At 68.6% G+C, this 23,177-nt stretch carries 24 protein-coding genes; 12 read left to right on the plus strand and 12 right to left on the minus strand.

Annotation, left to right across the window (positions count from 1 at the left end):
• Window positions 1-517: 517 nt before the first annotated feature.
• A complete protein-coding gene (locus tag ACFWNN_RS41015; protein WP_382445381.1) occupies window positions 518-1,990 on the minus strand; it encodes a CHAD domain-containing protein in 1,473 nt (490 codons plus the stop codon).
• 151 nt (window positions 1,991-2,141) lie between these two features.
• Here ACFWNN_RS41015 and ACFWNN_RS41020 point away from each other — a divergent pair, with 151 nt between their 5' ends.
• Both ACFWNN_RS41020 and ACFWNN_RS41025 read left to right on the plus strand, forming a co-directional pair.
• Window positions 2,142-2,951 carry a hypothetical protein gene (locus tag ACFWNN_RS41020; protein ID WP_382445382.1) on the plus strand — a complete coding sequence of 270 codons (810 nt, stop codon included), beginning with the start codon at window positions 2,142-2,144 and terminating at the stop codon, window positions 2,949-2,951.
• Between the two features lie 38 nt (window positions 2,952-2,989).
• Window positions 2,990-3,301 (plus strand): ArsR/SmtB family transcription factor, encoded by a 312-nt coding sequence (locus ACFWNN_RS41025; RefSeq protein ID WP_382445383.1) that lies wholly within the window; start codon window positions 2,990-2,992, stop codon window positions 3,299-3,301.
• Here the strand turns inward: ACFWNN_RS41025 and ACFWNN_RS41030 are convergent, their stop codons facing one another.
• Window positions 3,302-4,834 carry an amidohydrolase gene (locus ACFWNN_RS41030; RefSeq protein WP_382445384.1) on the minus strand — a complete coding sequence of 511 codons (1,533 nt, stop codon included), beginning with the start codon at window positions 4,832-4,834 and terminating at the stop codon, window positions 3,302-3,304.
• On the minus strand, window positions 4,831-6,081 hold the full coding sequence (locus ACFWNN_RS41035) for a lysine N(6)-hydroxylase/L-ornithine N(5)-oxygenase family protein (RefSeq protein ID WP_382445449.1): 1,251 nt from the start codon (window positions 6,079-6,081) through the stop codon (window positions 4,831-4,833). Before ACFWNN_RS41035 ends, ACFWNN_RS41030 begins: the two co-directional genes overlap by 4 nt.
• A 93-nt stretch (window positions 6,082-6,174) precedes the next feature.
• On the opposite strand from ACFWNN_RS41035, the gene ACFWNN_RS41040 reads away from it, so the two are divergent.
• Together ACFWNN_RS41040 and ACFWNN_RS41045 are read left to right on the plus strand one after the other, a co-directional pair.
• The gene (locus ACFWNN_RS41040) at window positions 6,175-7,122 is read left to right on the plus strand and encodes a methionyl-tRNA formyltransferase (protein WP_382445385.1); all 948 of its coding nucleotides are present in this window, start codon (window positions 6,175-6,177) and stop codon (window positions 7,120-7,122) included.
• Window positions 7,123-7,185: 63 nt separating this feature from the next.
• The gene (locus ACFWNN_RS41045; protein ID WP_382445386.1) at window positions 7,186-7,836 is read left to right on the plus strand and encodes an HNH endonuclease family protein; all 651 of its coding nucleotides are present in this window, start codon (window positions 7,186-7,188) and stop codon (window positions 7,834-7,836) included.
• Here the strand turns inward: ACFWNN_RS41045 and ACFWNN_RS41050 are convergent.
• Window positions 7,833-8,294 (minus strand): hypothetical protein, encoded by a 462-nt coding sequence (locus ACFWNN_RS41050; protein WP_382445387.1) that lies wholly within the window; start codon window positions 8,292-8,294, stop codon window positions 7,833-7,835. The two genes, ACFWNN_RS41045 and ACFWNN_RS41050, sit on opposite strands and share 4 nt — an antisense overlap.
• Window positions 8,295-8,393: 99 nt before the next feature.
• Entirely contained in the window at window positions 8,394-9,074 is a 681-nt protein-coding gene (locus ACFWNN_RS41055; protein ID WP_382445388.1) for a hypothetical protein, read from the minus strand.
• A gap of 328 nt (window positions 9,075-9,402) precedes the next feature.
• Here ACFWNN_RS41055 and ACFWNN_RS41060 point away from each other — a divergent pair, with 328 nt between their 5' ends.
• Window positions 9,403-9,615, plus strand: coding sequence for a hypothetical protein (locus tag ACFWNN_RS41060; RefSeq protein WP_382445389.1), 213 nt, complete (start codon window positions 9,403-9,405; stop codon window positions 9,613-9,615).
• Here ACFWNN_RS41060 and ACFWNN_RS41065 read toward each other — a convergent pair.
• Window positions 9,612-9,881 (minus strand): DUF2277 domain-containing protein, encoded by a 270-nt coding sequence (locus ACFWNN_RS41065; protein ID WP_382445390.1) that lies wholly within the window; start codon window positions 9,879-9,881, stop codon window positions 9,612-9,614. The two genes, ACFWNN_RS41060 and ACFWNN_RS41065, sit on opposite strands and share 4 nt — an antisense overlap.
• A 7-nt stretch (window positions 9,882-9,888) precedes the next feature.
• Window positions 9,889-10,449 (minus strand): helix-turn-helix domain-containing protein, encoded by a 561-nt coding sequence (locus tag ACFWNN_RS41070; protein WP_382445391.1) that lies wholly within the window; start codon window positions 10,447-10,449, stop codon window positions 9,889-9,891.
• 50 nt (window positions 10,450-10,499) lie between these two features.
• On the opposite strand from ACFWNN_RS41070, the gene ACFWNN_RS41075 reads away from it, so the two are divergent.
• Window positions 10,500-11,315 carry an NAD(P)/FAD-dependent oxidoreductase gene (locus ACFWNN_RS41075; protein WP_382445392.1) on the plus strand — a complete coding sequence of 272 codons (816 nt, stop codon included), beginning with the start codon at window positions 10,500-10,502 and terminating at the stop codon, window positions 11,313-11,315.
• Here the strand turns inward: ACFWNN_RS41075 and ACFWNN_RS41080 are convergent.
• Window positions 11,296-13,032 (minus strand): sensor histidine kinase, encoded by a 1,737-nt coding sequence (locus ACFWNN_RS41080; RefSeq protein ID WP_382445393.1) that lies wholly within the window; start codon window positions 13,030-13,032, stop codon window positions 11,296-11,298. The two genes, ACFWNN_RS41075 and ACFWNN_RS41080, sit on opposite strands and share 20 nt — an antisense overlap.
• The gene (locus tag ACFWNN_RS41085) at window positions 13,029-13,694 is read right to left on the minus strand and encodes a response regulator (RefSeq protein ID WP_382445394.1); all 666 of its coding nucleotides are present in this window, start codon (window positions 13,692-13,694) and stop codon (window positions 13,029-13,031) included. The genes ACFWNN_RS41080 and ACFWNN_RS41085 overlap by 4 nt, the downstream gene beginning before the upstream one ends.
• An 80-nt stretch (window positions 13,695-13,774) precedes the next feature.
• Between ACFWNN_RS41085 and ACFWNN_RS41090 the strand changes: the two genes are divergently transcribed.
• Together ACFWNN_RS41090 and ACFWNN_RS41095 are read left to right on the plus strand one after the other, a co-directional pair.
• Window positions 13,775-14,581, plus strand: coding sequence for a DUF3152 domain-containing protein (locus ACFWNN_RS41090; protein WP_382445395.1), 807 nt, complete (start codon window positions 13,775-13,777; stop codon window positions 14,579-14,581).
• 61 nt (window positions 14,582-14,642) lie between these two features.
• Window positions 14,643-15,548 carry a LysR family transcriptional regulator gene (locus ACFWNN_RS41095; RefSeq protein ID WP_382445396.1) on the plus strand — a complete coding sequence of 302 codons (906 nt, stop codon included), beginning with the start codon at window positions 14,643-14,645 and terminating at the stop codon, window positions 15,546-15,548.
• On the opposite strand, the gene ACFWNN_RS41100 is transcribed toward ACFWNN_RS41095, so the two are convergent.
• Complete coding sequence (locus ACFWNN_RS41100) at window positions 15,505-16,266, minus strand: AraC family transcriptional regulator (RefSeq protein WP_382445397.1); 762 nt, start codon at window positions 16,264-16,266, stop codon at window positions 15,505-15,507. The two genes, ACFWNN_RS41095 and ACFWNN_RS41100, sit on opposite strands and share 44 nt — an antisense overlap.
• An 89-nt stretch (window positions 16,267-16,355) precedes the next feature.
• Between ACFWNN_RS41100 and ACFWNN_RS41105 the strand changes: the two genes are divergently transcribed.
• The gene (locus ACFWNN_RS41105) at window positions 16,356-17,159 is read left to right on the plus strand and encodes an NAD(P)H-binding protein (protein WP_382445398.1); all 804 of its coding nucleotides are present in this window, start codon (window positions 16,356-16,358) and stop codon (window positions 17,157-17,159) included.
• On the opposite strand, the gene ACFWNN_RS41110 is transcribed toward ACFWNN_RS41105, so the two are convergent.
• Complete coding sequence (locus ACFWNN_RS41110) at window positions 17,135-17,518, minus strand: hypothetical protein (RefSeq protein WP_382445399.1); 384 nt, start codon at window positions 17,516-17,518, stop codon at window positions 17,135-17,137. The two genes, ACFWNN_RS41105 and ACFWNN_RS41110, sit on opposite strands and share 25 nt — an antisense overlap.
• 416 nt (window positions 17,519-17,934) lie before the next feature.
• On the opposite strand from ACFWNN_RS41110, the gene ACFWNN_RS41115 reads away from it, so the two are divergent.
• From ACFWNN_RS41115 to ACFWNN_RS41125, 3 genes are all read left to right on the plus strand, one after another.
• Complete coding sequence (locus ACFWNN_RS41115) at window positions 17,935-18,816, plus strand: helix-turn-helix domain-containing protein (RefSeq protein ID WP_382445400.1); 882 nt, start codon at window positions 17,935-17,937, stop codon at window positions 18,814-18,816.
• Between the two features lie 167 nt (window positions 18,817-18,983).
• On the plus strand, window positions 18,984-19,244 hold the full coding sequence (locus ACFWNN_RS41120) for a DUF397 domain-containing protein (protein ID WP_382445401.1): 261 nt from the start codon (window positions 18,984-18,986) through the stop codon (window positions 19,242-19,244).
• A 138-nt stretch (window positions 19,245-19,382) separates the two neighbouring features.
• Window positions 19,383-21,365: a tetratricopeptide repeat protein gene (locus ACFWNN_RS41125; RefSeq protein ID WP_382445402.1), complete on the plus strand. Its 1,983-nt coding sequence runs from the start codon at window positions 19,383-19,385 to the stop codon at window positions 21,363-21,365.
• Here ACFWNN_RS41125 and ACFWNN_RS41130 read toward each other — a convergent pair.
• Complete coding sequence (locus ACFWNN_RS41130) at window positions 21,362-23,014, minus strand: hypothetical protein (protein WP_382445403.1); 1,653 nt, start codon at window positions 23,012-23,014, stop codon at window positions 21,362-21,364. The two genes, ACFWNN_RS41125 and ACFWNN_RS41130, sit on opposite strands and share 4 nt — an antisense overlap.
• Between the last annotated feature and the right edge of the window lie 163 nt (window positions 23,015-23,177).

Genomic DNA, 23,177 nt, shown 5'->3' on the forward strand with positions numbered 1-23,177 from the left:
CTGTCAAACGGACGAAGAGCGTGTCCGTTTGACACCCCTCCTCTGATGCAGCAAGGGCTATGGCGCGACTCGTGATGGGACCCCACCGCCGGGCCCTCTTGGCTCAAAGCGAAAAGCAAAAGCAAAAGCCAAGAGCCTCGGCTTCGCCGTCGGGTCGGCTCGCCTTCGGCCTCGCGCGCGATCCGGTGTCCTTCTCCTGCCGCTGCCGCTGTCGCCTGCCTGCTGCTGTCGCCTGCCTGCCGCTGCCGCCTGCCTGCCGCCTGCCTGCCGCTGCCGCCTGCCTCCTGCCTGCCGCTGCCGCCTGCCTGCCTGCTGCTGTCGCCTGCCTGCTGCTGTCGCCTGCCTGCTGCTGTCGCCTGCCTGCTGCTGCCTGCCTGCCTGCCTGCGCTGCCGTCGCTTGCCTGCCGCCGGTCTTCTCGTTTCCTTGATCGCCCGGGCTGTCAGACCCCATCGCTAGGTTGGGTCGCGGGGGATTCGAAACCCGAGGGGACCCCTGCGCGAGCCTGCGCTCAGGCCGTCAGAGGTGTTCCTTGCTCAGCTTCTGCCACAGGGCCGGGAGCGCCGCCTCCGTCTTGTGCGCCAGCTCCACCTCCTGCCCGTACAGCAGCCCGAAGGTGAACCCGTTCTCGTCGCCCCGGCCCAGCTCCAGCAGGACCGGCCGCGCCACCACCGAGTCCTGGTGGTCGCCCAGCAGCGTCTGCACGTCCTTCGCCCGCTTCCGCAACGCCTTGGCGTGCTTGCCCAGCGCCGGTTCTGCCACCTCGGCCGAGTACCGGAGTCGCTTGGCCGCCTTGCGTGCCTCGTGCAGCGGTTCGTCGCTGTCGTGGGTGGCCAGGGCCTCCTCGACCCGCGAGTCGAGTCGCCGCCGCGCCTTCTCTACGAGACGGGGCAGCACCTCCCGCGCCTTGCCCGCGGCAGCCGAGGTCAGGGGTGGCGCGGCCAGCAGTGTGTCGATGGAGTTCAGGAGTGCGAAGTAGCGCTCGCTGTCCAGGGCTGCCACGGAGTCCTTGTGCGCCTGGGCTTCCAGCGGGGCGAAGTGGCGGGTGAGGCGGGCGGCCACGTCGCCCAGGACCAGCTCGGGCGGTAGGGCGTGGAGGCCGTCGGTGAAGCGCATGCGGAGCACCTCCAGGTCGCGTGAGGTGCCGAGGGTCGAGGCGAGCCACTTGAGTTCGTCGGTCAGGGCGCGGGTCTCGTCGCGGTCCACGATCTTGCCGAACGCCTGGAGGGCCGAGCGCATGCGGCGGGTGGCCACGCGCATCTGGTGCACGGCGTCGTCCTCGTTGCGGCGGACGCGCGGGTCCTGGTTCTGGAGGGCGGCGCGCTGGTCGTAGAGGTAGGCGAGGACCACTTCGCCCGCCGTGGGCTTCTTGCCGATGGTCGGGCCTGCGTCGCGCTTGACGCCGATCACCTGGGACAGCTTGGACTTCGAGGACGACGGGTGGATGCCCGCGTCGCCCAGGTGGCGTTCCACGGTGTCGAGGAGGTCGCGGTCGCCGCTCTCGCCCAGCTCCACCTCGATCTCGCGCCACGAGGTGGTCTTGGTGGAGGAGCCGAGGCTCTGGGCGGTGACCACGTCGTCGACGACCTCGGCGAGCATCTCGCCGTCGCCGTTGCTGAGCTGCCAGCGGCGGCGGTTCGTGCGGATCTCCGCCACCGGGGTCAGGGAGTCGCCGCGGGTGTGGGCGCGGACCAGGGAGGAGAGGTCCTTCGGGGGCTTCTTCGTCGCGCGGCCCAGGGGGACGCGCAGTTCCAGTCGTGAGTCCTCGCCCGCCGGGAGTTTGAGGTGCCAGCCCTCGTCGCTGCCGCCCACGCGCCTGCGCAGGGTCACGCCGGCTCGGGCCAGCCGGTAGTCGCCGGTGTCGAAGTAGGTGGCTTCGAGGTCGAACTCTTCCGGACCGGTCGCCACGCCGGTGATCTCGGTGAGGTCCGGCAGACTCGCGTCCGATGGTGCCTCGTACTTGCGTTCGGTCTCAGTAACGGAGGTCGCCATCTCCTATTAATACCTCGTTTTGTCACGATTCACCCGTGTTGTGACGGTCCGTGAGGGCCGAGTGCCACGGCTGGGCGGAACGTGTTCCCCAATGCGTGTATTCGCCGGGTACCCGCTTTTGTCTCACCCCCGTGTCCGGTTCGCTGGTCGCGTGCCCACGGAGAAGGAACGGCTCGACGTGGTCGAGCCGCAGGTCGCCACGTTGATCAGTCACGTCGGTCAGCTCACGGCCGAACTCGAGCGCGTCACGGCTCGGCTGACCGTGCTGGAACGGCGGTTGTCCGGCGCGGGCGACGGGCCGCTGGCCGATCTCGACGCCGTCAGCGGGGAGGTCGAACCGCTGGTCGAGGCGTTGCGCAAGGGGTGGGACGCGGAGCAGGAGATCCTCGCCGACCCGGCCCGCGTCGAGCTCAGGCAGGAAGTTCTCGAGTTCGACGGGCTGAAGGCCCGCCGGGACGACGCCAAGTCCAAGTTGGACGGTGGGCGGGTGCCGCGGTTCGAACGGGACGCGCTGTCGCACGAGGTGCGGCAGATGGAGTGGCTGATCAACGCCAACGAGGCCGGCGCGCAGCGGGCCGCCGAACGGCTGGAGGCCGACGAGGACGCCGCGGGCGAGGAGTGGCGCACCGAGGCCGTGCTCGCCGGGGGCAAGGCCCGCGGCGAGATCAAGGACGCCGCCGCGCGCCGCATCTCCGAGGCGCTCGGGCAGTACGCGCGCATGCCCGTGTGGTTCCGGGTCGGCCTGGGCGAGATCCCGACGCCGGATCCGTCGTTCTGGCTGGAGTCGGCCATCGCCGTGCTCGCGTACCGGCTGGAGTACGGCGTCACGGACGCGGTGTCGCCGCTCGGCACCCCGCCGTCCGCGTCGTCGGGCAGCGAGAACTGGGTGCGCCGCACGAACGTCCACGCCGACATCACCGACCGGCTCACCACGTTGGCCGCGACGTTCCATCTCCAGTAACCTGTTCTGCAACCGTCCGGTTGCAGAAGGGTGTGCGCGTGAGTCAGGTCGACGACGTCTTGGCCGCGCTCGCCGACCCCATGCGCCGCCGGATCCTCGATCTCGTGGCGGCGAAGGGGGCCGCGTCGGCGTCCGTCCTCGCGGCCGAACTGCCGGTCAGCCGTCAGGCGATCGTGAAACACCTGGGCGTGCTGGAGAAGGCGGAGCTGGTGGCGTCCGCGCGCGCCGGGCGGGAGAACAACTTCTCCGTCCGGTCCGGCGCGCTCGACGCCACCGCCACCTGGATGGCCTCGCTCGCCTCGCAGTGGGACACGCGGCTGGCCGCGATCAAGAAGGCCGCCGAGAGCTGATCACGACGGTCGCTGGAACGCGAACGTGCCGCCCACCATCGTCGCGAGCACCGGGATCTCCGCGATCGAGTCGCTGGTGCGCGGGTCGTCGCCGAGCACCACGAGGTCCGCGAGCTTGCCCGGCGTGAGGCTGCCCAGCACGTGCTCCTTGCGGCACGCGTAGGCGCCGCCGAGCGTGTACGCGCGGATCGCCTCCTCGACGGTGATCGCCTCGTCCGGGCCGACCGCGCGCCCGCTTGAAGAGCGGCGGTGCACCATGAAGTCGATGGCGCGCAACGGAGCGCCGTCCGCGACCGGCCGGTCCGAGCTGCCCGCGACCGTGATGCCGTGGTCCAGGAACGCCCGCCCGCGGTACATCCACGGCGCCCGCTCCGCGCCCATGATCTCGCTGTAGTCGTCGCCGTACGCCCACAGGAACGCCGGCTGGATCACCGGGACCACGCCCAGCGACGCGATCCGGCCGAGCTGCTCGGGGCGCACCAGGCCGCAGTGCTCGATGCGGTGCCGGGCGTCCGCGCGCGGGCGTTGGCGCTGAGCTTCTTGGATCGCGTCCAAGGTGAAGTCGACGGCCCGGTCGCCGATCGCGTGGATCGCGAGCTGCCACCCGGCGTGGTGGGCGTCGACGATCGCCGCCCGCATGAGCTCCTCGGGCTCGGCCAGCTGACCGGAGTTGCCGGTGCCGGCGTAGGGCTCGGACAACGCGGCCGTGCGCGCCATCATGCCGCCGTCGGTCCACAGCTTCATGGCGCCCAACGACAGCATGTCGTCGCCGAAACCGGTGTGCAGGCCGAGGTCGATCGCGCGCGCGATCCCGTCGGCCGGGTCGGCGGCGACGTCGTGCAGGACGTGCGCGGACACCATGAGCTGCACGCGGATCGGCAGCCGGGCGCGTTGGTAGGCCGCGGCTTCGAGCGGGCTGCTGGCGATCAGGCCCGCGCCGATGCCCGCCTCCGCGCACATCGTGACGCCCTCGGAGAGCACCTGCCGTGCGCTCGTGTGCAGCTCGGCGGTGATCTCGTCGAGCGAGTAGGGGAGTCGCAACGTGCGGGCGGCCAGCTGCTCGTTCTCGGTCAGCCATCCGTCGCTGGTGATCTCCGGAAGCTGGTTCAGCACAACGGAGTTCACGACGCACGCGTGACCGGAGAGGTCGGCGACGTAGACGGGCCGGTCGCCGCTGATCCGGTCGAGGTCGAGCGCCGTGAGCGGGCGGTCCATGATCCGCCGGTCGTAGCCGGACGCCTCGATCCAGCCCGTGCCGGGGGCGCTGAGCCGGTCGAGGATCTGCTCGACCGTGCTCAGGCCGGTGACGTCGGTGGTGCGGCGCCCGTTCCACGCCAGGTGCGTGTGGGCGTCGACGAAACCGGGCAGCACCACGGCGCCGCCCAGGTCGACGGTCTCGGCGGCGGGCAGGTCGGCGACGTCGTCGTCCAGCCCGGCGACGCGGCCCTGCCAGATGCCGATCGTGTGCGCGGCGGGGCGTGCCGGGTCCATCGTGAGGGCCCGGCAGCCCGTCAGCTTGAGGTCGAGCCTCACCTGGTCGCGAGGACCGGTACGGGGGTGTTCGTCAGCACGGACGCAAGGATCTCACCCGACCGCACGGCGACGTTGGACAGCAACGACGACGTGATGCCGTGCGAGTGCTCGGTGCCGCCCTGGAGGTAGATGCCGCCGCGCAACGACGTCTGCACGCGGTAGTCGCGGCCCACGACCAGACGGCCGGCCTCGTCCCGTGCGCACGTGTCTTCGAGCGCGCCGAGCACGGGCGTGGCCTCGTCGTAGCCGGTGGCGAGCAGCACGAGGTCGGTGTCCACGAACTCCTGTTCGCCGGTCACGAGCGACTGGATCACCGCGCGGGCGCCGTCCGCCGACTCCTCGACGGCAACGAGCCGGGTCATCTTCATCATCTTCAGGCGCTCGGTGCCGAGCACCTTCTCCTGGTACTCGGTGCGGTAGAGCTGCGCGATCAGGTCGACGTCGACGACCGAGTAGTTGGTGTTGCGGTGGTAGCCCATCAACCGCTGCTTCACGGCGTCCGGTGCGTCGTAGTAGTGGTCGACGGCCTCGGGGTCGAAGATCCGGTTCGCGAACGAGCTGTCGTCCGCGGGGGAGTAGCCGTAGCGGGAGAACACCGAGCACACCTCGGCGCCGGGGTACTCGCGGTGCAGGTACGCGACGGCCTCGGCGGCGCTCTGGCCCGCGCCCACGACGACGCAGCGCTTCGGGTCGTTGAGCCCGCCGACGCGGTGCAGGAACTCGCTGTTGTGCCACACGCGGTCCGACAGCGTGATGCCCTCGGGCACGGTCGGGCGCAGTCCGGTGGCGAAGACGACGTTGCGGGCGTGGTACACGTCACCCGTGGCCGTCGTCACCTCGAAGAGGTCGTCGTGGATCGCTTCCACGCCAACGGCTTCCACGCCGTACGCGACCACGTCGTCGACCTGCGCGGCGGCCCACTCGAAGTAGTCGTGGAACTCGACGCGCAGCGGGAACAGGTTCTTGTGGTTGACGAAGTCGATCAGCCGGCCGCGGTCCTGGAGGTAGCACAGGAACGAGAAGCGGCTGGTCGGGTTCCGCATGGTGACGAGGTCCTTGAGGAACGACACCTGCATGGTGGCGTCGTCCAGGAGCATGCCCCGATGCCAGCCGAACGCCTGCTGGCGTTCCAGGAACACCGCGGTGACAGGGGTTTCGGCCTGCTCGTTGTGCTCGGTCAGAGCGATGGCGAGCGCCAGGTTCGAAGGACCGAACCCGATGCCGACGATGTCGTAGATCGGATGCATGAGCACCTAACTTAGGGAAGCCTAAGCTCTCTTCGCAAGCCGTCAGTTAGGTTAGCCTGACCGTATCGCACCGGAGTAGAGGAGGACACCCCCATGAGGGTCGTCATGTTCGGGTTCCAGACCTGGGGTCATCGCACCCTGCAGGCACTTTTGGCGTCCGAGCACGAGGTCGTCCTGGTGGTGACGCACCCCAGGGGTGAGGGCGCGTACGAGAAGGTCTGGAGCGATTCGGTCGAGGACCTCGCCCGCGAGAACGGCGTCGACGTGATCGTCCGCGAACGCCCGGAGGACCAGGAGCTGCTCGACGCGCTGAAGGCCGCCGAGCCGGACGTGATCGTCGCCTGCAACTGGCGCACCTGGATCCCGCCGCAGGTCTTCGCGCTGCCCAAGCACGGCACGTTGAACGTGCACGACTCGCTGCTGCCGAAGTACGCGGGCTTCTCGCCGTTGATCTGGGCGCTGCTCAACGACGAGAAGGAGGTCGGCGTGACGGCGCACATGATGGACGACACCCTCGACGCCGGCGACATCGTGCTGCAGCGGTCGGTTCCGGTCGGCCCGCGCGACACCACGGCCGTGCTGTTCGAGAAGACGCTGGAGCTCTTCGGCCCGATCACGGTCGACGGCCTCGCCGAGATCGCGTCCGGCCGCACGGACTTCGTCAAGCAGGACCGTTCGCAGGCCTCGTTCTTCCACAAGCGCGCCGAGGAGGACCTGCGCATCGACTTCACCTGGACCGCGCAGGAGCTGGACCGCCTGGTGCGCGCCCAGTGCGCGCCGTACCCGAGCGCGTTCTGCTTCCACCGCGGCCAACGCCTGGAGATCATCGAGGCGGACGTCTCCACCGAGGTCTACGGCGGCACTCCCGGCCGGATCTTCTACCGCGAGGGCGACGGCGTGACGATCGTCGCGGGCGCCGACGCGCGGCGCGGCCAGAGCAAGGCGTTGCTGGTCAAGAAGGTTCGCACCGCCGACGGCACCGAGCTGAAGGCCCACGAGTACTTCAAGCACATGGGCGGCTACCTCACCTCGCGCCCGTAACTCCGACACGCGGATCACGGGCCGGGTGACCGGCCCGTGATCCGCATGGTCGATCATTGCCGCATGAATCGCGCGGCGGTGACGTCACTGGTGGTCTTCGTACTGCTGCTGGCAGCGGGTTGGTACCTCACGAATCTCCAGTCATCGCAGGAGAATTCGCCCAACACGCCCCCGACCACCGGCGCCGCGCCCGGTGGTTCGAAGGACCTCGGCGCACTGAAGGTCGCGCCGGAGAGCAAGATGGCCGGCTACAGCCGCGACCGCTTCCCGCACTGGGCATCGCAGGGAAACTCCTGCGACACCAGGGAGATCGTGCTGCAGAAGCAGGGCGCCGACGTCAAGACGGACAAGGACTGCAGGGCCACGTCCGGAACCTGGACCAGCCCGTACGACAACGTGGTGATCAAGGACGGCGGCGAGGTCGACATCGACCACACCGTCCCGCTGGCCGAAGCCTGGCGTTCCGGCGCCGACAAGTGGACCGACGACGAGCGCAAGGTGTTCGCGAACGACCTCGGCGGCATCCAGCTCCTCGCCGTGACCGCGAAGACCAACCGCAGCAAGGGTGACCAGGACCCGGCCAAGTGGAAGCCGCCGGTCGAGGCCTACTGGTGCACCTACGCCCAGCACTGGATCCAGGTGAAGATCACCTACAAGCTCACCGTCGACCAGGCCGAGCACGACGCCCTCGCCACGATGCTCAAAGCCTGCTAATCAGGCCAGAAACCGGGGTTCCCGGTCGGCGTGAAGTCGATCAGCCGGCTGCGGATCTTCCCGGTGAGCAGGTCGAACAGGAACGCGGTCGCCGTCCCGTCGTAGCTCTCCCACTCGGCGAACTCCGCGTCGCACCAGGTGATCGTCCACTGGTCGGGCTCGCCGTCGGTGCGCCAGAACAGGGTGCACCGCCCGGCCCTGCCCCACTGCACGAGCCCCTCGAACGCGCGCGACTCGTAGACGTCGCTGAAGAAGACGTCGAGCGACTCCTCGTCCTCGACGGGCGAGACCACCTCGACGACGTGGTCGAAGACGCCGGTGCCGAACGTCCCCAGCAGGTCCTTGAAGTCACCGGGGAACGCGAACCCCACGTGCTCCTCGGCGTTGTCCCAGGACAGCTCGGGTTCGCGCCGCGCGACCCGGCCCAGCAACGCCACGAGGTCCGCGTTCCTCGACAAGAGATCCCCTCCGATGTGCCGACGACACGGCCCGACCCCCCAGACGGGCCGCGTCGTCCACTTCCCCCTGACCACCCGGCCTCCCCCGAGACCGGCCCCCTACCCGACCTGAACGGACTCGAACAGGCCGGACAGCTTCCAGTGCGTCACGTACCCCATCGCCTCGGCGGCGATCAGCACGTCGAGCTTCCCCAGGTTCGTCCGCGCCGGCATCTGGTACGCCTTGCCGCGCCGCGCGTCCAGCACCATCGGCGTCGCCCCCGGCAGCGTGTCCGCCACCGTGTGCTGCAGGATCCGCAGCGCCACGTTCGCCGCCTCCCGCGTGAGCGGCGCCTCCTTGGTGTGCACGAGCACCGCGTACGACGTGCCGTCCTTCTTGCGCAGCCCCAGGTGCGGCCGCACCTTCAACGTGAGCTCGCCGGCGCGGTAGGCGGCCCCCTCCACGGGCACGCCGGTCGCCTTGAACGCCCCCAGCCAGGGCAGGAAGCCGTCGGCGATCTCCTCGAACGCCCGCGGCTGGCCCGTGCGGTTGGCGCCCATGACCGCCTTCTTGAGCTCGATCTCCGGCTCGGTCGAGTTGACCGCTCGTCGCATGGCGTCGCGGATCGGGTTGTAGAACCCGCACACCCTGGTGTCGGCGGCGAGGTACATCCCCCGCTGTTCGGAAACGATGTTGATGCGTCCACGCTGGCCGCTCATGACGTACTCGGTGAACGACAGTGCGGTGACGCTGACGTTGTTGTCCGGCAACGCTTTCTCCCCTCGTACCGCGAGCTTCACCCGACGTTATCTGAGGGGTCTGACAAAAATCGGGCTGCTCCGAACGGAGCAATGGTTACGTATTGTTGAACATTCGCTCGAATAGGTGACACGCAGAGTTGCGATGTAGATCGCAATCGGTAAACGGACGGTGACGGACCGGGAACCGATCACGTGGATGACCGTTCGTCTGCCGTTCGCCGACGCTCACCGAACGCTCACCGCATGACCGGCGGAAGTAACACTCCGTAGAAGATCAACTCAGCAGAATGGGGTTCGTCAGGAGGAATCACGGCGAGGGAGCACGATGGCGGTAAAGGCGGAGCGTTCACCCGATAGAGCGGGTGACGTGGAGGTTCCGCAGCGGCAGTTGGAGAGGTGGCTGACGCAGGTCGGTCACTGGCCCCACGCCGTGCAGGTGACCGTCATCCTCGTGCTGATCGCCCTGCTGCTGTGGGCCATCGCCGTCACGCTCGGCCCCGACCAGGCGTTCATCGTCGGCTCCGCGGGCATCGCGGCCAAGCTGATCTGCATGTACCTCGACACCCGCGTGCGCAACTAACGCGCGTATCGCTCCTGGGCGCGCGCCTTCGCCTTCGCGGCCTCGACCTCGCGGTCCTTCGGCGGAGCGGTCGTCACCAGCGCGTCCAGCAGTTCCCGCGTCGCCGCCGCCACGGCCTCGACGGCCTTGTCGTAGGCGGCCTGGTTCGCCGCGGACGGCTTCGCGGCCCCACCCACCTTGCGCACGTACTGCAACGCCGCGGCGTGCACCTCGTCGGAGGTGGCCGGCGGTTCGAAGTTGTGGAGCACCCGGATGTTTCGGCACATGCCTCCACTATGACCTGTTCGGCGGCGCCGCGCGGGTGTGGATGCGCTCGCCCTGCTTGCCGAACAGGCTGAGGATCTCCGCCGGCTTGCCGTCCGCGCTGCTGAAGCTGTGCGGCTGACGGCAGTCGAACTCCGCCACCTCGCCCGCGCGCAGCACGATCTCCTTGTCACCGAGCCGCATCCGGATCCGCCCGCTCAGCACGTAGAACCACTCGTAGCCCTCGTGCACGCGCGGTTCGTGCAGCTCGGGGTCGGTGAGGATCATCTTCCACGCCTGCAGCGGCCCGATCGACCTGGTCAGCGGGATGCCGACCCGGCCGTGGTCGAGCTGGCGCGGCTTCATCACCACCCGCGGATCGCCCACCTCCGGCGCGCCGACCAGGTCGTCCAGCGACACCTGGTAGGTGCGCGACAACGGCAGCAGCAGCTCCAGCGTCGGCTTGCGCTGGTCGGTCTCCAGGCGCGACAGCGTCGACTTCGAGATGCCCGTCATCTCGGACAACGTCGCCAGCGTCAGGTCGTGCTCGGCCCGCAGCGCGGCGAGCCGTTGCCCCACGGTTGTTGCCATAACGGCAACTTACTTTGCCAAAACCGGGTTGTCGACCGCACTCTCGAAGCATGACTTACGACGTGGTGATCATTGGTGGGGGAGCGGCCGGACTGAGCGCCGCCCTGATGCTGACCCGGGCGCGCCGCAGCGTGCTCGTGGTCGATGGTGCCGAGCCGCGCAACGCCCCGGCCGCGCACATGCACAACTACCTCTCTCGTGACGGCCTCTCGCCGTTGGAGCTCCTCAAGCACGGACGGGCCGAGGTCGAGGGCTACGGCGGCGAGATCGTCACCGACGACGTCCTGGGCGTGACGAAGCTCGACGACGGGTTCGCCGTCGACCTCTCCGAGCGCACGGTCCGGGCCCGCCGCCTGCTGTTCGCGACCGGCCTGGTCGACGAGGTGCCGGACAACCTGCGCGAACGCTGGGGCCGGGACGTCTTCGGCTGCCCGTACTGCCACGGCTGGGAGGTCCGCGACCAGAAGCTCGCGGTGTTCGGCGACGAGATGAAGGTCGCGCTGCTCCGGCAGTGGTCCGACGACGTCACGCACGTGCCGTCCGTCGACGCGATCGAGGTCGAGGACGACCGCCTCGTCGCGGTGATCTCGAACGGCGAGCGCGTGCCCGCCGATGCGCTCGTGTACTCCGCACCGGTCAAACCGCGTGACGAGTTCCTGCTGGCGTTGGGTGCCGAGACCGAGGAGACGATGGCGGGCCCGTTCGTGCGCACGGACGCGAAGGGCCGCACGAGCGTGCCGGGCGTCTACGCAGCAGGCAACGTCACGGACCCCACGGCCATCGTGATCGTCGCCGCCGCCCAGGGAGCCCAGGCCGCCGCGATGATCAACATGGACCTGCTGGGCCTCATGCCGGCGGCAGGCTGATCCGGAACGTCGAGCCCTCGCCGAGCGTGCTGGTCACCGACACCGTGCCGCCGTGTGCTTCGACGAGGTGCCGGGTGATCGCGAGCCCGAGTCCGCTGCCGCCGGTGCGGCGGCTGCGTGACTTGTCGGCGCGCCAGAAGCGGTCGAACACGTGCGGCACGTCCTCGGGTGCGATGCCGGTGCCGGTGTCCGCGACCTCCAGGATCGCCCGGTCCTGCCATTGGAACAGCCTCACGACCACCTCGCCGCCGGGCGGTGTGTAGCGCACGGCGTTCGCGACGAGGTTGCCCAGCGCCTGCCGCAACCGCACCGGGTCCGCGCTGAGGTGGACCGGTGTGGTCTCGGCGCGCAGCAGGATCTCGCGGTTCTGCTGGGCGTTGACGACCTGGTCCACCACGTCGTCCAGCGCGATCGGCTCCGGGTGCAACCGCAGCGTGCCCGCGTCGGCCTGCGCCAGGTCGTGCAGGTCGTCCACGAGCCGTTGCAGCAGCAGCGACTCCTCCAGCAGCATGCCGATCAGGTGCGGGTCGGGTTCGGCCAGCCCGTCCTGCGTCGCCTCCAGCCAGCCGGTGATGTTGCCCAACGGCGTGCGCAGCTCGTGCGCCACGTCGCTGACCATGGCCTGCCGCTGCCGTTCGGTCTCGGCGAGCTTCTCCGACATGGAGTTGAACGACTTCGCCAACTGCCCGATCTCACCCGCACCGCCGTCGACCCGCGCCGTGCGGTCACCTTCGGCCGTGCGTTTCGTAGCGGCGGTGAGAGCGCGGATCGGCCGCACGAGCTGCGTCGCCGTGACCCACGACGCGAACCCCGCCAGCGCGAGAATCCCCAGTGCCACCAGGATGATCCGGTTCGTGCCCGTCGTCGACAGGTCGATCGCCTGAGGCGCGCCGGAGGTCGGCTCGGTGATGAACAGGTGCGCGTACTCGGCGACGAACGGCCGCAGCTGCTCCCGGCGCGCGCTTTCCATGCACTCCGCTGCGGCCGGATCCGAGTACCGGAGGGTCTGGACCTCCCAGTCGAGCGGGAGCGGGCCGTTCTTCGGCTTGGCGTAGTACAGCCCCGGCAGCCGGGCCACACAGCCCTGGTACAGCTCGTAAAGGCTGTCGTACGCGAGGCTCTCGGTCTTCGTCACCGTGTACAGCTCGTCGCCCGACGGGCAGTCGGGCCACTGCGACGTCTCGCCCGGCTTGAGCGTCGAGACCCGCAGCCTGCGGTTGGGCGACTCAACAATGGTGAAGTTGCCCTGGGTGCAGTTGAGGAGCCGGTCGGCCACCGTCCGCATCTTCGCGTACTCGTCGTCGGTGAGCCGGAACGGGCCGACGGCCCTCGGGTCGATCTTGCTGGTGGCGCCGGGTTTGAGCACCGAGTCGACGTTGAGCGCGTCAATCGACACCTTGGGCGTGACGGGCAACGGCGGCGAGCCCGCGGTGCCGGTGTCGATCAGCGTCTTGCCGCCGCGGTCGGTCAGCGCGAGCCGGCGGCCGTACTCGCGCGCCAGACCGTCCACATCGGACTTCGCCTCGACCCACGTCCGGTGCGTGGCCGCGATTCCGAGCAGCTTGTCGTAGATCTCCGCGTCGGTGCGCAGCGCGTCGCCCTGCTCCTGGCGGATCGCGCCGGTCGTCGCCTGCGACGCGAGCCACGCCGTGACCGCGATCGAACAGCCCGCGATCACCAGCGAGAACAGGAAGAACCGGACGAGGAGGCTGTTCATACGAGCTTGTACCCGATGCCGTAGACGGTGAGCAGTCGTTCCGGCCTACGCGAGTCCTGCTCGATCTTGCGACGCAACTTCATCATGTGCACGTCGACCGTGCGCGCGGTGATGAAGCCGTCCTCCAGCAGCTGTTCGCGCGTGAACACGCGTTGTGGTTGCGCGGCCATCTTGGCCAGCAGGCGGAACTCGGCGGGCGTGAGGCTCACCAGTTCGTCCTTGATGCGCACCTCGTGCCGGATCGGGTCAACGGTGAGATCGCCGACCTTGAGCACCGTGGCGCTCGTTTCTCTCGCACGGCCCGTGCGGCGCAGGATCGTGCGCACGCGCGCGACCATCTGCCGCGGCCGGAACGGCTTGGTGATGTAGTCGTCGGCGCCGAGGTCGAACCCGAGCAGCACGTCGTCCTCAGTGGACCGCGCGGTGAGCAGCACGATCGGCACGTCCGACTCGGCGCGGATGGCGCGCATCACGTCGATGCCGTCCACCAGCGGCATCATCACGTCCAGCACCAGCAGGTCGGGGTTGCGGCGCCGCGTCTCGTCGATCGCCGCCCGTCCGTCGTGGACGACCACCACGGAGTGCCCGTCGTGCTCCAGGTACCGGCGGACGAGTTCAGCCTGATGAACGTTGTCCTCGGCGACGAGAATGTGGGCACACACAGTGCGAAGTATGCAGTCCTTCACGACAGTCAAGTGAGACGTAAACAGGTTCTTCATCAGTTCCGGCGAGCGTTGCCGTCATGAAGGTGCACCTTGCCCTGGCGGCTCTCGGTCTGACGGCGCTGCTGCTGACGACGGTCCAGTTCGCGGGCGAGTCCTCCCCGGCCGCCGCGCCGACCACCACCACAGCGGTGACGACACCGTCGTCCGAGGTGCCGGACTCGGTCCCGTCCGCCCCGGCGGCACCTCCGCCTCCGCCGCGGGTGTACGCGTCGAGCTCGGACCTGCCCGACGGCCCCGAGTTCCCGGCCGCCGGCGCTGGCACGTTCCACGTGGTCCCGGGCGACGGCGCCGTCGTGGGCACGGGCCCGGTGCGCACCTACGCCGTCGAGATCGAGGACGGCATCACCGTCGACGAGCAGGCCTTTTCGTCGTTCGTGGACCGCACCCTGACCGACCCGCGCGGCTGGACGGCCCGCGGCGCGCTGTCGGTGCGTCGCGTCACCGGCGCCGCATCGGTGCGTGTGCGTCTCACGTCACAAGCGACCGCGCGGAACCTGTGCGGGTTCGAAATCCCGGTCGACGTCTCGTGCCGTGACGGCAACTTCGTGTACCTGAGCGCGGCCCGCTGGGTGCGCGGCGCCGTGGCGTTCCTGCCGGACCTCACCGAGTACCGGACGTACATGGTCAACCACGAGGTCGGGCACGCGTTCGGTCAGGGCCACCGCCCGTGCGACGTGAACGGCGGCCTGGCGCCGGTGATGATGCAGCAGACGTTCAGCACGGCGAACGACGAGATCGTGCGCATCACCAACGGCGTCTCCCAGGGCGCGTTCATCCCGCAGGACGGGAAGGTGTGCAAGGCGAACGGGTGGCCGTATCCGTGACTCCTCGAACTCGGCGCCTGTGTTCACTCGTGGTTGATGTCCGGCTTCCTAACCTGACGTCATGGACGTCGACACGAGGCTGCTGAGGTACTTCGCCGCCATCGCCGAGGAGGGCAACCTCACGCGCGCCGCGCACCGGCTCTTCGTGTCGCAACCGTCGCTGACAAAGCAGCTCAAGCACCTGGAGTCGCAGCTCGGCGTGCGGCTGTTCACCCGCTCCAGCACCGGGATGAAGCTGACCGAGGCGGGGCACGTGCTCGCCGCACGGGTGCCGCCGGTGCTCGCGGGGTGGGACGCGGCCGTGAGCGAGACCCGCAGTGCCGCCCGCGTGCTGCGCGTGGGTTTTCTGAGCAGCGCGGCGAACGACGCGACGCAGGACATCCTGGCCGCGTTCGGGCGGACCCGGCCCGGCTGGCGGGTGGACCTGCGGCAGGCGCCGTGGTCGGACCCGACGGCGGGGCTCGCGACGGCGGAGGTGCCGGTGGCGTTGCTGCGCCTGCCGTTTCCGGGCGAGGAGACGTTCGGGGTGCGGTCGTTGTTCAGCGAATCCCGTTGTGTGGCACTGCCTTCGACACATCGGCTGGCCGGGCGCGACTCGGTGCCGTTCCGCGAGATCCGGGACGAACCGGTGATCGTCGCGCCGGCGTTGAAGGGCGCGTGGCGCGAGCACTGGCTGGCACAGTCCGAAAGGGACGGCCGGGAGGTGCGGATCGGGGCCGTGGTGGAACGTCCGGACGAGTTCCTGGGCGCGATCGCCAGTGGCCACGGCATCGCACTCGTGCCGTCGTCCGCGTCGCACTTCCACGCGCGGCCCGACGTCGTCTACGTGCCGGTGACGGGCGTGAGCCCGAGCGAGGTGGCCGTCGCGTGGCTGCCGGACGCCGGTGAGGCCGCGGCCGACTTCGTGCGCTGCTGCCTGGAGGTCACGCGGTCGCGGCGCAGCGGGTGCGGCACTTGCTGGGGCTGAAGCCGTGCACCCGTTTGAACGCGGCGCTGAACCCGAAGGCGTCCGCGTACCCGACCTTGCGCGCGACCGCCGCCACCGTCGCGGACGACTCGGCGAGCAGGTCGGCCGCCACCGCCATCCGCCACTCCGTCAGGTACGTCAGCGGCGGCACCCCGACCAGCTTCGTGAACCGGCCGGCCAGCGTCGTGCGCGCCACCCCGGCCTCCTTGGCCAGCAACGCGAGCGTCCACGCCCGTTCCGGCCGCTCGTGCATCGCCTTGAGCACCGGCCCGACCACGGCGTCCGCCTGCGCGGCCAGCCAGCCGTCACCGTGCTCGCGGTCGAACCACTCCCGGAGCGCGCACACCATGAACCAGTCGAGCAACCGATCCATGACCACTTCCGGCCCGTCGATGTCCACCGACCCGTAGAACTCCGCGCAGCCGTCAGTCCCCGGCGCCACCAACGCGTCCGGCAACACGGCGGTGAGCCGTTTCGCCACAGCCCCCTGAACGCGATACGACCCGCTCACGACCGAAGCACGCCCCCGAGCGGCCACGGACTCCTGCACCACCAGGATGTCCCCGGCCCTGGCGGTCCTGCCCCGCACGTCCAACTCGCCGGAAGCCACCGCGTACAACGTGAGCCCGGGCAACACCCGCGTCCCGTCTATGACGCTCCGGCACACCCCGGCACCCTCCGCGCGCATCCCGCGCAACAGCTCGTCGAACGGCTCCATACCCCTCACCCTACGGCCCGAACGATCGAACATCGTCGATGAACGCTCACCCATGTTCCGGGCGGGTCCGGACAGCTTGGCTGAGTGCCATGACTGAAGAGATCCTGGTCCTGGGCGCTACCGGCAAGACGGGCCGCCGAGTGGTGCACGCGCTGGAGGCCGCGAACGTCGCCGTGCGCAAGGCTTCCCGGGCAACAGGCTTCGACTGGACCGACCCCACCACCTGGAAGCCGTTCCTCGACGGCGCCACCGCCGCCTACGTGATCGCCCCGGAAGACCCGGCCGCCGCCACTCCGTTCGCAGACCTGGCGTCGACCTCAGGCCTGTCCCGCCTGGTCCTGCTCTCCGGCCGAGGCCTGGACCAAACCCCACCCGACGTCTTCCAAGGCATGCACGCCGCCGAACAGGCCGTGCGCTCCAGCGACCTGCCCTGGACCATCCTGCGAGCCAACAACTTCACCCAGAACTTCTCCGAACAGATCTGGCAGCCAGAAATCGAAGCGGGCCGCCTGTCCCTCCCGGTGGACGACACCCCAGAACCGTTCGTCGACGTGGCGGACATCGCCGAAGTGGCCCTCCTGGCGCTGACGACCCCAGACCACGCACACCAGACCTACGACCTGACCGGCCCGGAAGGCGTCACCTTCGCCGCGGCCGTGGCCAAGATCGCCAAGGCCAAAGGCACCCGAATCGACCTCGTCAAACTGACCCCGGCCGCCTACCGCGAAACTCTGCTGGCCCAAGGCCTCCCCGAAGAGGTCGCCACCGAACTCAACGGCATGTTCGAAGCCATGCGCAACGGCCACCTGGCCACCCCGACCGACGACATCGCCCGCCTGCTGGGCCGACCGGCGAAGTCGTTCGACGCCTACGTCTCCGAAACCTGGCGCTGACGAGGCAACAACAGGTGCACGGCAAACCCGGAAGCCGTGGCCAACAAGGCCTGGTAGGCGACCGACAGCTGGTACTGCGCGCCGATGAGGAACGCGGCGTCCAGCCCGGTCGTCCACCACCCGGCCAACTCGCCGAGCCCGAGCACGTGCCACCCGAAGAACCCGGCACACCACCCGGCCACCACCCAGGCGGCCTGCCCGCCCCGCCGCACGAAGAGCACCGTGGACACCGCCGCAACGGCGTTGAAGGCCAGCGCGATCCCGGTCAGTGTCGAGTCGGCCCCCCACGCCAGGCTCGCCACCGTCTGCACCACGAGCACGCCGACGACCAGCCAGATGCCCAACCGCGTCTTGTCCACACCCCGGATTATTCCGGGTGGTTCGAAACGTCCGATCAGAGGCCGGGCATGCCGGGAAACGCACCGGGAATCGCTGTTGGCTGAGAAAACGTCACTCCTCGTGGTGGCGTGCCGTCGGCGCGATCATGCCGGACCCGTCGGCGTGGCGTGGAGGATTGCCAAGTTGACCTTGTCATCGGTGTCGCACGTAGCGCTTTGGGGGAACACCCGGATGCGTGCCTCTTAACCGATAATGGCTACAGAAAGTGAGATCCTTGATCGGCTCACGAGGGGTGGTTGTTGCCCGAGTGGGCAGTGATGTCGCGTTATACGAAAAATTTGCTTGCAGTCCGTATGGAACCTGTAACGTTCGACCTGGCCTTCTGCGACCTAGCAACTGCGATGTGGCAAGATGAACAAGCACATTGGGAGGACGCATGAGCCAGAGGGACACCCCGGTCGTCCATCAGAGGCGGCTCCGAGGGGAATTGCGCAGGCTGCGTGAGGACAAGTCGTTCACCCAGAAGTACGTAGCCGAGCAGCTTGAGTGGTCCGTCTCCAAGATAATCAGGATCGAGAACGGGTCATCCAATGTCGGGAGTACTGATCTCAAAGCTCTACTCGAGTTGTACGACGTCACTGGTCCCGATCGGGTGAATGAATTACTGGGCGAAGCACGTGCCAGTCGCAAGAGCGTGTGGTGGACTCGTCATCGGCCATACATCGATCCTCAGTTCTACTTCTTCATCGGCATAGAAGCCTCGGCGGAACGCATCCGGCAGTACCAGGCGCTGGCAATGCCCGGTCTGGTGCAGACGCGGCGGTACACGCAAGCGCTCGCTTCGGCCGTGGAAACGGAAGAGGTCGAGATTCAGCGCGGTGTGGAAATACGGATGAGGCGTCAGGGGATAGTGACCGCGGATGGTCCTGAGCTGCACTTCATCATCGATGAGGCGGTGCTGCTGAGGTACGTCGACCAGGCTGACGTCATGATCGAGCAATGGGAGGCGATCGTCGAGAAGGCGGAGCTCCCGAACGTCACGGTGCAGGTGCTGCGGCTCGGTCCGCACGTGAAGAGGGCGCACCGGGGTCTGAGAGGATCTTTCTCCCTCCTCAAACTCCCTGATGATGACGCTGAGGTGCTTGTGCTCGAAGAGCCGCTGCGTGATGTCATGATCCGCGACGACCGTCACGACATTGAGAAGTACGACGAGGCGTTCGACGTTCTGCGAGAGCTGGCGCTCGACAAGGAGAAGTCGATCGAGTTCATCAGGGAGCTGATCTTCGATGCGCGAGATTCGACCGCAAAGGCGGTGTAAATGAATTTGGGCTGATCTGGCCTGAGTGAACGCAGCCCGATTGGGGTAATCAGGTTGCTCTGAACGGTTAAGGGCGCGAACTGACTTCGTGTCCAGTTCTGGTGTTTCCGTCCATCGATCGGCGGTGCTGGCCGATGGGGTCGCCGCGCTACCTTCGGAAGGGACGCATGCTGTTCGGCGTCCGTTGTGAGGGGGATGGCGTGAAGAGAGCAAGCCGAGCCTGCGTTGTTCAGGTGGACGGCGACGGCGGTACGTGGATCAAGAGTTCGGCGAGCGGGCCCAAAACCGGGAGCCAATCCTGTGTGGAATTCTCGACGAGGGCGAACGGCGCTGTACTGGTCAGATCGTCGAGGGATCGTGAGGGCGGGCGCTTGCGCTTTGGGGAACCGTCGTGGGCGTTGTTCCTCGCCGACGTCAAGAGCCACTGAGCTGGTGAGCGGCGGCTGATGCGCGTGCCAGAGCCTTCCGGCGAGGTCCACAACCAGGTCGATTCCTCATCGGGGGGATCGGTCGTGCAGGTTGGTGCGGTCCACGGGTCGATCACGATGATGTCCAGGGTGGAGCCGGTGCCTACGCAAGCCCGGCAGTTACCTGCGCCGCCGCGCGTGCTCGTCGGCCGTGATCGCGAGCTTGGACTGCTCACCGAGTCGCTCGGGCGGATGTCGGCGCGCGGGGACGTGCCGGTCATCGTCATCGAGGGCGCCGCGGGCATGGGCAAGTCGTCACTCGCCCTGAGGTGGGCGCACGACCAGGCGCAAGACTTTGGTGATGGTCAATTGTTCGCCGACCTGAACGGAACCAGCGGCACGCACGCGCTGACGGCGTTGCACGGTTTCCTCGGTGCGCTGGGTGTGAAACCGGGAGCGTTTCCCCAGGACCTCGGGGCCGCCGCAGCGATGTACCGCAGCGTCCTCGCACAACGCGCGGTGCTCGTCGTGCTCGACAACGTTTCGAGCGTCGACCAGATCCTCCCGTTCGTGCCCGGCACGTCCACCAGTGCCGTGCTGGCCACCAGCCGCATCCGGCTCACCGGACCGGACGCGCGCGACTTCGCTGCGATCCACCTCGCGGAGCTGGCCCACGAGGAAGCCATGACGCTTCTGCGGACTTACCTCACCGAGGACTCGGGTGACGAGGAGAGCATCGAGGCGTTGGCGGGACGGTGCGCGGGAATGCCGCTTGCCCTGGCGATCGTTGCCGCGCGCGTCGCGGAGGAGCTCGACCTGCCTGGCTTGGTCGCCGAGTTCGAGGACGCGGACGACCAGCTCGAGGCGTTCGACTCCGCCGACGGTGTCAACAAGCTGCGCGCGGTGTTCACGTGGGCGTACGCATCGCTGCCAGAGGAGGACGCTCGGGTACTCCGGATGCTGGGCACGTCCGTCGCGGACGAGCTGACGGCGGCGTCGGTGGCGAGTCTGCTGGCGGTCCGCGGCACGGCGGCCACCAGGTACCTGCGCCGACTGACGTCGAGGAATCTCCTCGACCAGCGCGGCCGGTCGAGGTTCCACCTGCATCCGCTCGTCCGTGCCTATGCACGGCAGATGTGTGCCGACATCGACGAACCGGGAGACGTTGTGAACGCCGCACGCAGACTCGTCGACTTCTACACCCACAGCGCCTGCGCGGCCGATCGCCTGCTCTACCCGAACCGCGCGGTCGTCACGCTCGCCGCACCGGCGGAGGGCAGCGAGCCCGTGGCGTTCGACGGCGAGGAGGCCGCGGTCCGTTGGTTCGGCTTGGAGTACCAGGAGCTGCGCTCGGCGCTGGACGAGGCGGTGCTCAGGAAGTGGCACGAGCAGGCGTGGCACCTGGCCCGCGCGCTCGACACGTACCACTACCGCAGCGGCCGGCTCGCGGAGAACGTCGAGACGTCCCGGGTCGGCGTGATCGCGGCGAACGAGCTCGGGCAGGACTCCCTGACCGCCATCGCCCTGCGGCAGCTGGGCCGCGCCTACACGAGGGCGGACGCGTTCGACGAGGCCTCCCAGTGCCTGCTGCGCGCGCTGGCGTTGATCGAGCAGGACGGCGACGACAAGGAACTCGGGCACGTGCACCACGACCTGGGCCGGTTGGCCGCCCGCTCCGGCGACCACGAGGGCGCGCTGCACCACTCGGCCGCCGCCCTGACCCACTACCGCGCCGCACGCAACCGGGTGGGGGAGTCGCACGCGCTGAACTCACTGGGACGGGCCCAGAGCGAGCTGGGCGACCACGAGGCCGCGGTCCGTTCGTGCACCGAAGCCCTTGCCCTGGCCGAAGAACTCGGCAACCGCAGCGGCCAGGTCGTCGCCACCGACAACCTGGCTGTGGTCCTCCAACGCACCGGCGCGCTCGACGAGGCCATCACCCGCTTCACCACCGCCCTGCGGCTCGCGGCGGAGCAGGAGAACCGCTTCTTCGCCGCCGACGTCACCGAACGCCTCGGCCTGGCATTCGCCGCACGGGGCGACGCGGAGGCCGAGGACGTCCTTCGACGGGCCCGCGACCTGTTCACCGCCCAGCACCGCGAGGCGGAGGCCCAACGGTGCGAAGAAGCTCTCCGCCGCTAACGCCGACCCCGCGTCTCGTTGATCGCACGCTTCCAGTACCGGTCGCCGTACCGGCCCCACAGGTCGCGGAACGCAGGCCACGTGCGACCGCGTTCCGCGACCCGTGACCGCAGTTCAGGGTCCGGGCAATGGCGTTCCAGGGCCTCGATGTCGTAGACGGACAACCGCCGCTGCTTGCGTTCGCTGACGATCGTGAGCCAGTCGCACTCGTCCACCATGCGCTGCAAGTTGACCTTGGCGAACAGCGCACGTGCCTTCTCGATCTCGTCCTGCGCACTGGAAAGGCCCTTCCGCACAGCGAGCTGGGCGAGGAGCAGGTGCCCCCGGCCGACCAGCGCGGTGAACGCCTCCGCCTGCCGGACGCGGGACCTGAGGTTGCGCAACGTCTCGTGCAGCAGCGTCGAGGCGTCGTCCCTGCCGGTGAGGATCGCGACCTCGGCCTGCAGGAGCATCGCCTCGTAGTACGGGTGACGCCGGCCGTCCGGGAACCCCCTGGCAGCCTCGGTGCTGAGTTGCTCAGCCTCCGCGAGCGCCTGTTCGTCGCCTTGGAACCTGAACTGTGCCAGGCGGACCTCCGCCAGCGCGATCATGGCCAGGTACTTGCCGTCACTCTTGGACTCCTGGAAGTCGGTCATCGACCGTTCGGCGTATGCGTTGGCGCGCTTGAGGTTCTCCAGCCGCTCGTCGTACGACGCGCACTCGGCGTCTCGGCGGACGAGGATCCTGGCGAGGCACCGCTTCGCGTGCGCGACCAGGTTGTTGTCCTCCGCGTCCGAGGCCAGCGTGAGCGCCAGATCCACAGTGGACTGCGCCTCCTCGTGCTGGTGATCGCAGCACAGCAGGAACGCCCGGCCGAAGATGAGGTAAGTGGCCTTCGCGACGTTGTCGAGGTCGTCCTGTTCCACCGTCGGCAGGCAGAGCGCCGTGACCTGGCGGAGCAGCTCGAGGTCGGCGGCCCACTGAGCGATCAGCGCGATCTTCCTGAACGTGTGCACGAGGTCCGCCGAATAGGGCACGCCATCGGCGCCGGCCTGCTTGACCCACGCCTTGGCGAGGTGGTGCCCGTGAGCCGGTTCGACGCGCAACAGCTGCTCGGCGAGGCTTTCCTTCGAGGGCGCGGGGTTCTCCGTCTTCTCCTCAGACTGCTGCCGGCGCTGCGCCACCCGATCGGAGTGGTCGTACACGTCGTTCACCCGCTCCTCGACGTTGTTGATGCCCACGCCGGTGACGTGGTCGAAGGATGCGTTCTCGAGGATGCGCAGGATCGTCGGGCTGTCCTCGGCGGTGATGCCGCGAGGGAGCACGGGGATCACCGGGCACCCAGGACCCAGACCGTGGTCGTACAGCCGCTGGATCAGCAGGCGGATCTCCCACTGTCCACCCAGGTGCGTCTCCGAGGGCTCGTCGGGGTCGAGGTCGAACAGGTCGATGAGGTCGGGCGTCACCACGACGATGACGGCCTGCGCGCTCTCGATCTTCTTCGCCATCCACAGCGCCAGACTCGGCTGGTTGGACGTCTTGAGGATGCTGTCGGACGTGACCTTGAACCCTCGCCGCTTGAGTTCGAGGGCGAGCAGGGGCACGACCACGCGACTGAGGTCGTCCCGCACCCAGACGATGAAGACTTCGCGTTTGAGCTTGCGCCGCACCTGGGCCTCCGTGGTGCCAGCTATCAGACTGCAACATTGCAATCCGGAGCAGCTGGTTCTAGTGAGGCAACTCTAGCAAGCAGTTGATCGGCAGCCATGAGAGGTCAGCCACGACGTGGGCGTGTCCCAAGTCGTTTCAGGGCAAAGAAAAACCACCTCGGAC

The organism is Lentzea sp. NPDC058450 (genome assembly GCF_042721395.1).
In the GTDB taxonomy this organism is placed as follows: Bacteria; Actinomycetota; Actinomycetes; order Mycobacteriales; family Pseudonocardiaceae; genus Lentzea.

Coding starts and splice junctions, on each gene's coding strand:
- ACFWNN_RS41015 (WP_382445381.1), bottom strand. CDS start 1,990: ATGGCGACCTCCGTTACTGAGACCGAACGCAAGTACGAGGCACCATCG.
- ACFWNN_RS41035 (WP_382445449.1), bottom strand. CDS start 6,081: ATGCATCCGATCTACGACATCGTCGGCATCGGGTTCGGTCCTTCGAAC.
- ACFWNN_RS41040 (WP_382445385.1), top strand. CDS start 6,175: ATGAGGGTCGTCATGTTCGGGTTCCAGACCTGGGGTCATCGCACCCTG.
- ACFWNN_RS41045 (WP_382445386.1), top strand. CDS start 7,186: ATGAATCGCGCGGCGGTGACGTCACTGGTGGTCTTCGTACTGCTGCTG.
- ACFWNN_RS41065 (WP_382445390.1), bottom strand. CDS start 9,881: ATGTGCCGAAACATCCGGGTGCTCCACAACTTCGAACCGCCGGCCACC.
- ACFWNN_RS41070 (WP_382445391.1), bottom strand. CDS start 10,449: ATGGCAACAACCGTGGGGCAACGGCTCGCCGCGCTGCGGGCCGAGCAC.
- ACFWNN_RS41075 (WP_382445392.1), top strand. CDS start 10,500: ATGACTTACGACGTGGTGATCATTGGTGGGGGAGCGGCCGGACTGAGC.
- ACFWNN_RS41080 (WP_382445393.1), bottom strand. CDS start 13,032: ATGAACAGCCTCCTCGTCCGGTTCTTCCTGTTCTCGCTGGTGATCGCG.
- ACFWNN_RS41090 (WP_382445395.1), top strand. CDS start 13,775: ATGAAGGTGCACCTTGCCCTGGCGGCTCTCGGTCTGACGGCGCTGCTG.
- ACFWNN_RS41095 (WP_382445396.1), top strand. CDS start 14,643: ATGGACGTCGACACGAGGCTGCTGAGGTACTTCGCCGCCATCGCCGAG.
- ACFWNN_RS41100 (WP_382445397.1), bottom strand. CDS start 16,266: ATGGAGCCGTTCGACGAGCTGTTGCGCGGGATGCGCGCGGAGGGTGCC.
- ACFWNN_RS41105 (WP_382445398.1), top strand. CDS start 16,356: ATGACTGAAGAGATCCTGGTCCTGGGCGCTACCGGCAAGACGGGCCGC.
- ACFWNN_RS41115 (WP_382445400.1), top strand. CDS start 17,935: ATGAGCCAGAGGGACACCCCGGTCGTCCATCAGAGGCGGCTCCGAGGG.
- ACFWNN_RS41120 (WP_382445401.1), top strand. CDS start 18,984: ATGCTGTTCGGCGTCCGTTGTGAGGGGGATGGCGTGAAGAGAGCAAGC.